The organism is Sphingopyxis sp. GC21, assembly GCF_025727575.1.
GTDB classification, from domain to species: domain Bacteria; phylum Pseudomonadota; class Alphaproteobacteria; order Sphingomonadales; family Sphingomonadaceae; genus Sphingopyxis; species Sphingopyxis terrae_A.
Genome location: NZ_CP095845.1, coordinates 1,381,441 through 1,394,206, shown reverse-complemented (window position 1 = coordinate 1,394,206; position 12,766 = coordinate 1,381,441). Strand labels below are relative to the sequence as shown.

Annotated in this window: 11 protein-coding genes; 9 read left to right on the top strand and 2 right to left on the bottom strand. The window is 62.6% G+C overall.

Annotation, left to right across the window (positions count from 1 at the left end; all coding sequences use genetic code 11):
* Positions 1-3,204 (bottom strand): autotransporter domain-containing protein, encoded by a 3,204-nt coding sequence (locus tag MU856_RS06650; protein ID WP_263588637.1) that lies wholly within the window; start codon positions 3,202-3,204, stop codon positions 1-3.
* A gap of 183 nt (positions 3,205-3,387) precedes the next feature.
* Here MU856_RS06650 and MU856_RS06645 point away from each other — a divergent pair, with 183 nt between their 5' ends.
* Together MU856_RS06645 and MU856_RS06640 are read left to right on the top strand one after the other, a co-directional pair.
* Entirely contained in the window at positions 3,388-4,086 is a 699-nt protein-coding gene (locus MU856_RS06645) for a 2OG-Fe(II) oxygenase (protein WP_062903206.1), read from the top strand.
* Positions 4,087-4,327: 241 nt separating this feature from the next.
* A complete protein-coding gene (locus tag MU856_RS06640; RefSeq protein WP_263588636.1) occupies positions 4,328-5,575 on the top strand; it encodes a tyrosine-type recombinase/integrase in 1,248 nt (415 codons plus the stop codon).
* Between the two features lie 45 nt (positions 5,576-5,620).
* Here MU856_RS06640 and MU856_RS06635 read toward each other — a convergent pair whose 3' ends face one another.
* Positions 5,621-6,274 carry a hypothetical protein gene (locus tag MU856_RS06635; RefSeq protein WP_212597060.1) on the bottom strand — a complete coding sequence of 218 codons (654 nt, stop codon included), beginning with the start codon at positions 6,272-6,274 and terminating at the stop codon, positions 5,621-5,623.
* A gap of 249 nt (positions 6,275-6,523) precedes the next feature.
* Here MU856_RS06635 and MU856_RS06630 point away from each other — a divergent pair, with 249 nt between their 5' ends.
* From MU856_RS06630 to MU856_RS18740, 7 genes are all read left to right on the top strand, one after another.
* Positions 6,524-8,701, top strand: coding sequence for a hypothetical protein (locus MU856_RS06630; protein ID WP_263588635.1), 2,178 nt, complete (start codon positions 6,524-6,526; stop codon positions 8,699-8,701).
* Positions 8,702-8,723: 22 nt separating this feature from the next.
* Complete coding sequence (locus MU856_RS06625) at positions 8,724-8,981, top strand: helix-turn-helix domain-containing protein (protein ID WP_263588634.1); 258 nt, start codon at positions 8,724-8,726, stop codon at positions 8,979-8,981.
* Positions 8,982-9,165: 184 nt separating this feature from the next.
* A complete protein-coding gene (locus MU856_RS06620) occupies positions 9,166-9,477 on the top strand; it encodes a MarR family winged helix-turn-helix transcriptional regulator (RefSeq protein WP_263588633.1) in 312 nt (103 codons plus the stop codon).
* Positions 9,474-10,394, top strand: coding sequence for a toprim domain-containing protein (locus MU856_RS06615; RefSeq protein ID WP_263588632.1), 921 nt, complete (start codon positions 9,474-9,476; stop codon positions 10,392-10,394). The genes MU856_RS06620 and MU856_RS06615 overlap by 4 nt, the downstream gene beginning before the upstream one ends.
* A 2-nt stretch (positions 10,395-10,396) precedes the next feature.
* Positions 10,397-11,680, top strand: a complete 1,284-nt coding sequence (locus MU856_RS06610; protein ID WP_263588631.1) for an AAA family ATPase — start codon at positions 10,397-10,399, stop codon at positions 11,678-11,680.
* Positions 11,681-11,744: 64 nt separating this feature from the next.
* Positions 11,745-12,659, top strand: coding sequence for a hypothetical protein (locus tag MU856_RS06605; RefSeq protein ID WP_263588630.1), 915 nt, complete (start codon positions 11,745-11,747; stop codon positions 12,657-12,659).
* On the top strand, positions 12,568-12,765 hold the full coding sequence (locus tag MU856_RS18740) for an HGGxSTG domain-containing protein (protein ID WP_412072819.1): 198 nt from the start codon (positions 12,568-12,570) through the stop codon (positions 12,763-12,765). The genes MU856_RS06605 and MU856_RS18740 overlap by 92 nt, the downstream gene beginning before the upstream one ends.
* Position 12,766: the final 1 nt, after the last annotated feature.

Below are 12,766 nucleotides of genomic sequence, written 5' to 3'. Positions count from 1 at the left end.
TTAGAGGCCGACGCGCAGGCTTGCACGGAACGCCCAGCCGATATGGCTTTGCTGTTCTTCCGCGGACACTTCGGCGCCGGCCTGAAAGGCCGAATTGCCGACGATGCCGCGGATGCGGCCGACCCAGCCGCTCGTGCGATCATCGGGGACCAGGGTAAACGGCGTGCCGTCCTTGAACGACGCGACCGTCGCACCCAGCGACCCGCTGACGATCTGGCGGCGGCCACCTTCGATTTCGAAGCGTGTCCAGCCGTCATATTCGTCGGCGCCCCCGAACTCGAGCCCAAGCGCGACGGTGCCGCTGACCGACAATTCGTCGCTGCTGCGGCCGGCGACGGTCAGATCGAGCGCGTCACCGCCGCCGGTTTCGGCATAGCCGTCTTCCTTGAGCTTGAAATAATCCACCGCGAGCGTGGGCCGGAAGCTGATCCCGCCAAGCTGCGCGTCGCGCGCGATCGAGCCCGATGCCGACCACAGCGTCGCATCCCATTTGCCGCGCATCGTTTCGCGAATATCCTCGGCACCGGCTTCGGCGCTGAACACGCGTGTGCCCTTGAGCCGGATCGGAGCGCCGGAAACGCGCGCATGGGCCAGCCAGTCGTTCGAATTCAGGCGCCAGTAGAGCGCGCCTTCCCACTGGGTCGAGGTGACCTCGCTGTCGTTGCTGCTGTTGCCGTCCTTACCGCTGAGGAAGGCCGCCGACGCACCGAAATTGCCGATGCCGCTCTTGATCTCGGCGCCGAGCGAAATGCCCCAGCCGCTGACATCATAACCCGCGGTATCGCCGATGCTCTTCGACGTGCCCCATACGGCCTGGTTGACCCAATAGCCCCATTTGCCCTCGTCCTGGAACGGCGCGTTGGGGTCTTGCAGATAGCGTGCGAGCGCGCGCGAGCCCGAGGTGACGGTTTCGAAGACGCCGCCTTCATGTTCGGGCAGCATCTGGTTGAGCTGATTGCGGAACTGGTCGCCATCGACGATGTCGAGGAAGACGCCTTCGACCACCTGGTCGGCCGAAAGCGCATCGACGACCGCGTTGAACGCCGACGCCTGCGACCGGTTGAGGCCAAGCTCGCTCGTGCTCTTTCGCGCGATGTTGACGCGCAGCTCGTTCGCCGTCGAGGTCAGCGTGCCCTTGTAGAGGAAGGGCACGAGCGTCGATGTGGCCGTCAGATTGTCCGCGCCGGTCAGCGTTCCTGCCGTCAGGACGACGTGGTCACCCTCGGCATCCTCGATGCTCGACAGCTTCAGCGCCAGCTTGGAATCGGCGGCAAAGCTGGCCGTGCCGGTCACCTGCAACGCCGTGCCGGTGCTGCCGCTGTCGAGCGTGACCGCGACGATGCCCTTGTTGGTCACCGCGAGCGACGAGATGGTGGCCGCGCTGGCAATGTCGAAGGTGCCGCCGTCGACCGACACCGCAAGACCCTGCGCATTGGCGAGTTGCCCCGCAAAGCGGGCGGTGCCGCCGATCGACAAGATGTCCGTGCCGCCGCCGAAGTCGGCATTGCCGGTAAACACCGACGTTCCCGTCAGCGCCATCGTGTCATTGCCGCTGCCGAAGCGCGCATTGCCGGCATAGGTGGCGTCGCCAGACAGCGCGAGGCGGTTGTCGCCGGCGCCGAAATAGCTGTTCCCCTTCACCGAACCGTCGGCGATGTCGAAGATATCGTTGCCGGTACCGAAGCGGACGTCGCCCGTAATCGACGGCGCGGTGACACCCGATGCAACCGCCGTCTGCTTGACGGTCGCACCGCCGCCGTTGGCCGACAGGTCGATCGCGACATTGCGATCCGACGACGCGAGCGCGCCGCTGGCGCTGATCGCGCCGCTGTTCTCGACCATGTCGACATTGCCCGACAGATCGACGATCGCGCGCGCGGTCGCGGCATCGCCGCCGGCCTTGGCCGAGATCGACCCGCTGTTACGGATCAGCGCCACGTCGGCGCCCGCTTCCACCAGGATGCCGGTGATCGACGAGGTCGCGCTGCTGCCGCCCGTCGCCTCGATCTTGCCCGCGTTGCGGATTTCCGGCGTGATCGTTCCCGCACCGGCGCGGATCGCGGTTGCCGACGCATCCTTCGACGTGGCTTGAACGCTGCCGCTGATACCCACGCCGCCGGCGATGGTAACATTATGCCCCATGCCGCCGAGTTGGATCGCCGTCGCGTCCTTGCCCGCATAAAGGCCGTTTCCCTGCACCGAACCGTCGATGATCAGGCCGAAGCCGGTTCCCGTTCCGGCAACGGCACCGATCGCGATGTCGCGGTCCGCCGAGCCGATCCGCATCGCGGGGGCCGAACCGAAGGAGCGGACGACCGCCGATCCTTCCTTGTCGTCGTCGATGCCGTCCTTGTCCTCATCCTTGTCGGCAGCGTTCGTGTCCTTGGGCGGGACAGCCAGGACGATGCCGCCGCTGACATCGCCTTCGATCGACAGCGCCGGGCCGCCGATCAGCAGATCGTCGGCGTCGAGCTTCGCCGGGTCGGATGGCGCCGCCGTGTAGCGATAGCCGGTGGCGGTGAGCGTGCCCTGCACGACAAGCGCGCCGTTGATGTTGCCCGAAAGCCGCGCGGCGACTGCATCCACGCCCTGCGCGGCAATCGTGCCGGCGAGGCGGACATTGCCGGTGACATCCTGCAGTCCGACGCCGAGTGCGCGGTCGCCGATGACCGATACCTTGCCGTCGGTCGTGAAATTGCCGGTGAGCGGTCCGCCAAGCCGGATGCCCGCCGAATCATTGCCCTCGACCGTCACTTCGCCGCTGTTGACGATATTGCCGGTAAAGGCGCCGCCGGTTGCGATGCCGACGCGGTTCGATCCGACCGCAAAGGGCCCGTCGAGATCGCCGTCATTGTCGATGTCGGTGGGGGTATAGCTTTCGTCGATGATGATCTTGCCGGTCGCCGAATTGGTGATCGTGCCGGTCACGCCCGCATTGGCAAAAATGCCGCGCGCGCTGTCCGAATTGGTGATCTGGATCGTGCCGTCGTTCGTGACCTTGTTGTTGCTGTCGATCGTGACCGCCGTGCTGCTCGTCGGCTTGATCGAGCCTGCAGAGCCGATCTTGATATCGTCGGCTGCGCCCGATTTGACGGTCGAGGTGCTGACCGGCGTTGTCGTCGCGGTGGTGATGCTCGTTTCGGCGTATGCGGGCATGGCGATGATCGTCGCCAGGCAGGTCGATGCCAGCAGGGTCTTGCGCATGAAGTTCCTCTTTTGATGTCCCCCCGGGTCGATGGCCCGGAACCGAACACAAGACGGAGCGCGCCGCGCGCGACCTTGGAAAAAAGTCGCGCGCCGGCTTTTGGCCGCAAGAAACGGAACGGATCGGACGCACGGTCCCGCTATTCGCCGCGTCTCGCCGCACGACGAAGGGGAAGAATGCCAATGACCGCCGAGCCGGAAATACGGACGCCGCAGTTTGATGCCGACCTGGAGGGGCAGGGGTGGCACCGGCTTCCGAAGCTGCTCACCCCCTCCGATTGCGCCGATCTTTGCGCGATGTTCGACGCCGACGAGCGCTTTCGCAGCACGGTGACGATGCAGCGTCATGGTTTTGGCCGCGGCGAATATCGCTACTTTGCTTATCCCTTGCCCGCTGTCGTCGAACGGTTGCGGCAGCGCCTGTATGAAAGCCTGGCGCCGCTTGCGAACCGATGGGCGGCGCGTTTGGGAGCGAGCGCTTCCTTTCCAGCCGATCTGTCCGCCTTCACACGCCTTTGCCACGCGTCGGGTCAGGTTCGGCCGACGCCGCTGCTGCTACGGTACCGCGCCGGCGACTATAATTGCCTCCATCAGGATCTTTACGGCGACCTCCATTTTCCGTTTCAGGTGGCGGTCCTGCTGTCCGAGCCGGAAGTCGATTTCGACGGCGGCGAATTCGTCCTGACCGAACAGCGCCCGAGAATGCAGTCGCGCGCACATGTCGTGCCGCTGCGGATGGGTGACGCGGTCGTGTTCGCGGTCAACGAAGCACCGCGAACCGGAACACGCGGCACCTACCGCGTCAAAATGCGCCACGGCGTCAGCGAAATTCGCGGGGGCGAGCGCTTCACAATCGGCATCATATTTCACGACGCGCGTTAGCCGTGTGCGGCGATGGCGGACAGGGTGTCCCCCGAACTATATACCGGATTCGTTCAGACGTGTTCCAGAAAACCACATAACATCGAGGTTTCGCCCAAACGTTGGCAGATTAGTCGTCCGTATGTGTCCCGTTGCGTTCCCATAAAACCGCGCTATTATCGGGGAACCATTATGGGAACGGCTGCTATTTCCGCCAAGGTGGCAGGGCACTGGCAGGTTCGATTCTTCACAGGGAGCCGAAATGCCAAAGAAGCTGCACAACGTGCTAACTCCTCTTGCGGTGAAGAATGCCAAGCCGGGACGCCATGCCGATGGTGGCGGGCTGCATTTGCTGGTGAAGCCGACCGGCGCGCGCTCATGGGTCTATCGCTTCATGCTCAGCGGCAAGTCACGCGACGTTGGACTTGGCGCGGCTGGACAGGGCGGAATGTCGCTTGCCGATGCGCGCGACGAAGCGGCGGCGCTTCGCCTCAAGGTGAAGGCGGGCATTGATCCGCTGGAGGAACGGGACAGGGAGGCCGCTCAGGCACTTGCAGCGGCTCAAGCTGCCAAGGTGGCCTCAACCACATTCAGGGACGTGGCAACCGCCTATATCGCCGCGAACGAGGAAAGCTGGCGCAACCCCAAGCATCGCCAGCAATGGCGCAACACGCTCGACAGCTATGTCTATCCGGTGATCGGGGATTTGCCGGTTGCCGAGATTGAAACCGCACATGTGCTCAAAATCATCGAACCGATCTGGCGCGCCAAGGCTGAGACGGCGGCGCGGCTTCGCGGGCGCATTGAAACCGTGCTCGATAGCGCCAAGGCGCGCGGCTATCGGCAAGGGGAAAATCCGGCGCGCTGGCGCGGACACCTTGCGCAAATCCTGCCCGCTCGCACCCGACTATCGCGCGGCCATCACAAGGCCATTGCCTATGAGCAAATCCCGGCATTCGTCCGCGCGCTGCACAAGCGGGAGGCGGTGGCGGCGCTGGCGCTGGAATTTACGATCCTCACGGCTGCGCGCTCTGGCGAAGTGATTGGCGCGACTTGGGCAGAGGTCGATTTGACCAAGGCAATCTGGACGATCCCAGCCGACCGCATGAAAGCCGCGAAAGAGCATCGCGTGCCGCTGTCCACGCGCGCGGTTGCCATCCTCGAAAACCTCCAGCCGCTTGGCAGCGAATATCTGTTCCCCGGTGCGAAGGGCGGCAAGCTGTCCGGCATGGCTATGGGGATGCTCATGCGCCGCATGAAGGTTGACGCAACCGTGCATGGCTTCCGTTCCGGTTTCCGCGATTGGGCAGCCGAATGCACCGGCTATGCCCATGAGGTTGCCGAAATGGCGCTGGCTCACACTATCGAAAACAAGGTTGAGCGGGCCTATCGGCGCGGCGACCTGTTCGACAAGCGACGGCGGCTGATGGACGATTGGGCCACCTATTGCGCCAGCGACGGCGCGGCTGGTGCCAAGGTGACGCCGATCAGAAAGGCGGAGGCCGGATAGAGTTTCACCGCACTGGTTTGCCCAGCGAGTGATCCTGCCTGCCGCCTATTCTCCGGGGAAAATCACCTTGATCTTCGTATCGGGAGGAAGGTCGCCGTATGCGTTCTGATTGAACGCCCAGGTGCGCAAAAATTCCGTGACGGTCTTTCGCGCGCTTTCGCGAGCGAAGCTCTTCGTTTTCTGACTTTTGGCCAGCTTTTCCAATTCAGGGCTGATCGACTTCAGCGCCCGATCGCCGGTGCCTTGATTGGGGATGAACCAACAGCTTTCCTCGGCTCCTTTCCGCAGCTTCGCAGAGTCGAATGCGACTGGAAGCGAAGGATCAAGATCGGGGACGCGCGCAATCAATGTGCCGTTGTGATAGCGAAGGGGCCAACGTTCCCCCAACTTCAAGCGATATGTAATTTTGTAAGGAGCAGCCCAACTCGCCTTTTCGCGGCAATATGGCATTGCCTGTCCTAATATTTCAGGATCGGTCGATTTTGGAAAATGCCGAGTGCCAGTTACCGAAGCAACCTCAAGCATGCCCCCTTTGATGCGGATAACAACTGGAAAATCAACGTCGCTCGATTGCCCTTCCTCGGGCACATCCTTGGACGCAAAGAAGTCAGGAATGAGCCGAGAGATTGCAAATGGCAGTGCCAAAAGCGCCACCACTCCAATCACCAAAACAAACACTAGCCTCTCAAATTTCTTCAAGGTGATTGCTCCCCAATTCGTTGCCCAAGCAGTATGGAAGGGGCACCGGAATTGACAAGCTGAAACCGGACTATGCTGCGCTAGGGCTGTCCGATCAGCGGTCCGGGGGAATATGAGGATGGTTTTTGAGTGCGGCTGGCAAGCTGTCACATGAGGCCACAGATTACAGGCGGGGATAGGCTGGCCAGCCGACAAGCGCGCATCCCACGCGCTTCCCCACCTCAATTTGGGAGCCGCTAGGGAGGCGGTATGGCGCGAAAAGACGAGCGGGGCGTAGTGATCCCCGCGCCCCTTCAATTCAATAATCCGGCGTCTGCGAGCCAGCCGCGCTATGATGACGAGCATCGCGGCCCAGCCGTCACCGATTCCTATGAGCTATCGCATTGCAGGATTGATCTTGCGGAGCGTTCGGAAGGCTGGCCTACTCCCGCAAATCTGCCTCCTCGGATGGTGGATTTTGCGCAATCCGTTCCAGAGGATCAGCGGGCGGACTGGCTCAGGCGGCAAGCCAATATCGAACAAGCGGACAGGCATATTTCCAATGCCATGCGTTCCGGGGAACTGCCGATATGGGTTGCTCCAATTGGAGAACCGGAACGGTTGGTAGCTCCCGGCGCGATTGTCGAAGTTGACCACGCTACGGTTGTTTCCGGCGTTTATCGTCCCCCGAATGATCGCGGCTGGCTCTACGGCAGGCCGCTGTTTGTAAAGCGTGACGACTGGGCAAAATTCGCCGCGAGGATTGATACCGCGAAAAAGCCCGCGCGGAAAAACGGCAATTCGCAGTCACGCTCCCATGACGGCGACGAAAGGCAATGGCTGCGAATATCGAAGGCCGTTCGCATCCTGCATCGCATCCTGAGAACGCGGCTGGCAGGGCAGGAACCGGCCCCATGGATTGATCCCCCAGCCGACCCGTTTGATGCTGAGTGCGAGAACGCAACGCATCGGCACAGGCGCACTGCCCGCACGTCTCTCACCATGCGCCGCGCCTTGCTGTCGGGTGATTTGACCGCGCATCTGGTGAAAGATGGCCGCTCCCATCCGCTTCCCGGCTGGGCTTGGGAGAATGCGAGTGCGGCAGAGAACGCCTTCAACTTCAATTGGCTTCCCCTCAATCCGCTGCTGGAGCACGGCTTGGGAGAATTTGGCGATTGGCGCTGTTTCGTTTCGCGTGCCGAGTTCAGGGCATGGATTGCCCGATCAGAGTTCGCCGAAATTGGTGATCTACCGGCGCTCCCCGTCCCATTTGACCACGATGCGCGGCCCAATCAGCTAACCTATCGGGAGCCGCCTGACAGGCCGTTTGTCGAGCTTACGCAGGCGTTGACGTGGATAGCCTTTGCCGTCTCGCTGAGCCGCGATGAGTTCAACTTCATGGAGTCATGCGGGTTTGGCCCGTTCGCAGAGGGCAGCTGGCCCGATGCGTTGCGCACTGCGATGGCCAGCTTTGCCGATCAGGCCAGCGCCGGGAATATCCGGGTGCGCGGGCGCTATGTTGCGAATTACTCCGATCATACTGCGGCTGCACAGGCGAACACTGATTATCTTACCGACACGCAATTGCGCGACTTTGCCAGCTTTGACAGCCTCTACGGCGGGCTTGAGCGCGGGGCTGGGCTGGTGAGGGAGGGCGATGTGCTAGATCGCGCATTGAACGGACGCGGCGACGGCTGGCGCGACGTTGAAGTTTGCCGTGCCGAACTGCTGAATGCGTCTCCGGCCAGATTTGACAATACCAAAGCACTGCTTTCGCCGCTCCCTGCCGCATTGCCGGGGGTTGGGCCAATGCTAGGAATGGAGGAAGCCCTATCATGGCTGGCACATGGGAAGCCCTCCGATGACGTTCAGCTATGGCAAAATGCGCTTGGATGGATGCAATTCAGATTTAGCAACGGCGAGACGTTCAATGTAGGTGAGGACTCTGAAATGCCGGAACACCATTTGCGTTACCGGGAAGCAAACCGTGTCCTTTGGAGTCCTCTCCAAGGCGGCAATCTGACAGCATATGTCGAGCAGTCTCCTAGCCGAGTATTGGCGGTTCCACGGCATTATTGGAACCAAGTCGATCCGGCGCATCTCGATCATGTCTATCGTGGAATGTCCGACACAGATGACGGGCGGGGATGCCCTATTCTGTTGTCTCGGCTGGCATTCGATGAATGGCGAAACGGACGCCAGTCTGCGTCGGTGGCATGGAGCGACAAAAAAGGAAGAGCGCCAGCCGTCAAGGCGGGACGCCCACCAAGAGACGAAGAGATACTGGCCAAGGCCGACGAAATGAAGGCTCGCGGGTTGGATGGTCGAACAATTGCCGGTCAAATGAGGCATGAACCGGGTTTCGAAAATGTCGCAACCACCGAGGTTCGTGAACTGATTAAAGGGCGGTGGAGGCCGTCAGGGCGGCCTAAGCAGAAAGGCGCTTAAAAAGGCCGCATATCCCCCGCACATGCGGGTTTTGCTGCGCATTTTTCAACCGTGTTTGCTCGCCTTGTTCAACCACGAACGAGGTCTTTCAATGCAAACCGAAAAGCACGATCCCCCCAAGATCGCGTATTCCATCAAGGAAGCGTGCAAGGCGTCCAGCTTGGGGCGCACCACCATTTATTCACACATTGCGGCGGGGCGCTTACTCGCACGGCGCATCGGCGGGCGCACGGTGATTCCGGCAGAGAGCCTGCACGCGCTTATCGCGGGGGAGATATGAGCCATGCCCCAGAAAAGCGAAACCCGCGCGGTTGAGGCGCGGGCATCGCGGAATAGCTGTGGCGGCTGGTTCCGTGATCCTCTTAGCCCCTGCACCCTGCAATCGCAATTCCTGATCGCAGCGCATCACGTCCGGCCGGAAATGGCCGCGATGATCGCGGCGCTCGCATTCGGGGGAGGCGCGCATGGCTGATCGTTATCCCGACATTCCCGGAGCAAAGGGACCGGACGGCACAAGCCAGGACGCTGCCGAGGCTATCGCCCCGACCGTCTCGCACCTTCGCCGCCTTGCCATGTGCACGCTGGCACGGCTGGGCGAGGCAACCCCACTGGAGGTCGTGGCAATATCCGGCGTCACGCGGGAATCGCTCCAGCCGCGCTTTTCGGAACTGCGAGCCATGGGCCTGATCGAACCGACAGGGGCGCGGCGGCGCAATCCCAGCGGCAAGAGCGCATCCGTGCTCAGGCTCACCGATAAAGGGAGGGCCGCGCTGTGATAGTCGATATTGATGCGATAGCGCGCCACTATGGTGGCAAGGTCTGCAAGGGCAATGCGCTGATCCCGACGCCGGGCCATTCAGGGCGCGACCGGGGGACGGCGATCAAGGCCAGCGAGCACGCTCCGGATGGTTGCCTTGTGGCTTGCTACAACGGCACTCGGGCCGATGCGCTGGCGGTCAAGGAAATGCTGCGCGCGGACGGCTTTCTAGCGGCGGATAGCGGGCGCGAACTGACAGCGACGGAATGGCGCTCGATCCGGCAGGCCGAATTTGCGCGCAAGCGCGAGCGGCTGGAGGCTGAGCAAGCGGCGGCACGGTGTGCGGCGGACCTATGGGCGAATGCCAGCCGCGCTGATCCCGAGCACCCCTACCTTGTCGCCAAGGCGCTGGAGCCGTTCGGCATCCGACAGGCGGGGCGCGATTTGCTGCTGCCGATGGTCGATCCCGGCTTTCGCCTGTGGAACGTCCAGCGCATCCGGCCCGATGGCTTCAAGCTGTTCGGCAAGGACGCTCGCACGGCTGGCCTGTTCTGGCCCCATGGCGTGCACATGCAGGACGGGAGGCCATCGGCTGGCCCGCTGGTGATCGGGGAAGGCTTCGCCACAATGGCGGCTGTCCATTCGGCAACCGGCTTTGGCGTTGCCGCCGCCATGTCGGCGCGCAACCTCGAAACCGTGGCGCGGGCCATGCGCAAGCTGTTCCCGACGCGCGAACTTGTGATCGCGGCGGACGATGACCGTCACCTAACGGAGAATATCGGGCTGGGAATCGCCAGAAAGGCCGCTCAGGCGATTGGCGGTGTGGTGGCAACCCCAAGGCCCCAAACGTGCCAAGCGGACTCCAGCGCCGATTTTGCGGACATCCCGCGCGGCGATGTTGCCGGGCGTATCGAAGCAGCGCGGCAGGGGGACTGACAATGGCAGCAACCGCAACCCAGCCGATGGACTATGCCGCGCTGCCGCCGGATGATGCGGCGGCGCGTATCAACAGCCATTCCGCCTTGCGCGCCACGCCTTACCGCTGGCCCGATCCCGCGTCGCTGCCACGGCGGCAATGGCTCATGGGCCATTGGCTGCTGCGCGGCGAAGTGACCGCGATCATTGCACCGGGCGGCACCGGCAAGAGCACAATCGGCAACACAATTGCGCTTTGTCTCGCCAGCGGGCAACCGCTTTTGGGCAAGCCATTGCATCGCGGGCCGCAAGCGGTGTGGATCTTCAACCTTGAGGACGGGACCGACGAACTGGAGCGGCAATTGTCCGCTGCTTGTGCCTATCATGGCATTGGCCCCATGGATTGCGGGGACCGGCTCCACCTTGATTCTGGGCTAGTCCAGCCGCTCTGCACGGCAAGCGAGGACCGGGACGGCTTCACGCTGGCAGAGGACGTGTTTGCCCAGCTTGCAGCCACGATCCGCGAACGGCGCGTCGCAACGGTGATTGTCGATCCGTTCGTTTCGAGCCATGCCGTGCGCGAAAGCTCAAACGAGGCAATAGACGCCATCGCCAAGCGGTGGAAGCGGCTGGCCCAAGAAACCGGCTGCGCGGTCGTGCTCGTGCACCATACCCGCAAGCTGGGCGGGCGGGAGGTTACGGCAGAGGACGGGCGCGGCGCGGTGGCCTTGCGCGATGCTGCCCGCGTCGTGCTCCCGCTCAATCCGATGGGCGACAAGGAAGCCGAGGAATTGGGCATTGCGGACCCGGCATTGCGCCGCTCGCTGGTGCGTATCGACACCGGCAAGGCCAATCGCGCGCCACCCGATGCTGCCACATGGATCAAGCTGGAGAGCCAGAGCCTCGACAATGGCGACGGGCTGGAGCCGTCCGATTTTGTTGGTGTGGCCACGCTCTGGGAAAAGCCGGACGTGTTCCATGGCTTGACAACGTGGCACCTCTTCACCGTCCAGCAACGCCTTGCGGCTGGTGACTGGCGAGATAGCGTGCAGGCCAAGAATTGGGTTGGCCACCTTGTCGCCACTGTGGCGGCCCTGTCCGCCGAAACCGACAGGGGGCGCATCAAGGCAATCATTCGGACGTGGAAGCGCAACGGTGCGCTGGCCGTGGAGCATCGCGCGATCAATGGCCGTGAAGTGCCTTTCGTAATTGTCGGAAACCCGGTGGACGCCAGCGAAATAGGCTCCCGTCCGCACCTTGCAACGTGTGGTGCGGAAAGTGCGGAAGGTGCGGGAGCGGACCCGTGACGAACCTGCCCACACAACACCACCCCCCTTTATAGGGGGTGAGGTGGTGGTGTGGTGCGGGTGAATGCTGGCGATGATCAATTTTGAAGGTGCGGGAAATATGACAGAAACGAACAAGGCGAAGAGCAAGCAAACGGCGCGCAAGAGCAAGGCTGGTACCCAGCCGCAAGAGCGGACTGTGACGATCCCGTTTCCCGATACGGACAGCGAGGAGGAAGCCAATCGCATTTTGGCGAGGGACGTTCCCGGCTGGGACAAGCTCGACAAGGACGAGCGGGCCGAACTAGCGCGTCTGATCCGCGATTATCGCAAGCGCGGGGCACCGGCCAAGGTGAAGATGACCCGCAAACCCAATGGCGGGTGGAGCATCGAACCGACCGGCAAGAGCGAAATGCTGGCGCTGCTCAAGCTGCACGAAACCTTTTCGGCCAATTCGATTGATCCGGTGAACGCGCGGGCAAACGAACTGCTCAAATATCTCGGCTCAGTCGGGGCAGACAATGAAGCGCGCTACAATGCGGCCCTGTCATTCATCGAAAGCATGAAGCCCCAGGATCAGGCCGAGGCGCTGTTGCTGGTGCAGATGTATTGCACCCATGACGCGGCAATCCGGGCACTGAGCCACCTTGGATCGGCGGAATGGGTGCCGACCGCGCAGACATTCGGAAACCTCGCCACGAAGCTGCTGGGAACCTCTCAGCGGCAAATGGAAACGCTGGCCCGGATGCGCCGGGGCGGGGAACAGGTCGTGAAGCATATTCACGTCGATAACCGGGGCGGGCAGGCCGTCATTGCCGAGAACGTCAATCAGGGGGGAGGAACAGCGAAAAATGAGGATCAATCCCATGGAGCCGGAAATACTGGCAGCGGCCCCGCGTTGCTTGGCCATGACGCGCAAGGGAACGGCTTGCCAATCCCCAGCCGTGAAAGGGCGGAAGCGGTGCCGCATGCACGGCGGGACGAATCCCGGCGCGCCTAGGGGCAATCAGAATGCCCGCAAGCATGGCGGCTATTCGGCCAAGACGCTGGAAGCGGTGCGATATGTGAAGGTGATTGAGCGACTGGTGCGGGACGGGGGGTGTTGAG

Bases quoted from the DNA above. Each gene is read 5' to 3' on its own strand.
- MU856_RS06625 (WP_263588634.1), top strand. From the start codon at position 8,724: ATGCGGGTTTTGCTGCGCATTTTTCAACCGTGTTTGCTCGCCTTGTTC.
- MU856_RS06650 (WP_263588637.1), bottom strand. From the start codon at position 3,204: ATGCGCAAGACCCTGCTGGCATCGACCTGCCTGGCGACGATCATCGCC.
- MU856_RS06610 (WP_263588631.1), top strand. From the start codon at position 10,397: ATGGCAGCAACCGCAACCCAGCCGATGGACTATGCCGCGCTGCCGCCG.
- MU856_RS06640 (WP_263588636.1), top strand. From the start codon at position 4,328: ATGCCAAAGAAGCTGCACAACGTGCTAACTCCTCTTGCGGTGAAGAAT.
- MU856_RS06605 (WP_263588630.1), top strand. From the start codon at position 11,745: ATGCTGGCGATGATCAATTTTGAAGGTGCGGGAAATATGACAGAAACG.
- MU856_RS06645 (WP_062903206.1), top strand. From the start codon at position 3,388: ATGACCGCCGAGCCGGAAATACGGACGCCGCAGTTTGATGCCGACCTG.
- MU856_RS06620 (WP_263588633.1), top strand. From the start codon at position 9,166: ATGGCTGATCGTTATCCCGACATTCCCGGAGCAAAGGGACCGGACGGC.
- MU856_RS06630 (WP_263588635.1), top strand. From the start codon at position 6,524: ATGGCGCGAAAAGACGAGCGGGGCGTAGTGATCCCCGCGCCCCTTCAA.
- MU856_RS18740 (WP_412072819.1), top strand. From the start codon at position 12,568: ATGACGCGCAAGGGAACGGCTTGCCAATCCCCAGCCGTGAAAGGGCGG.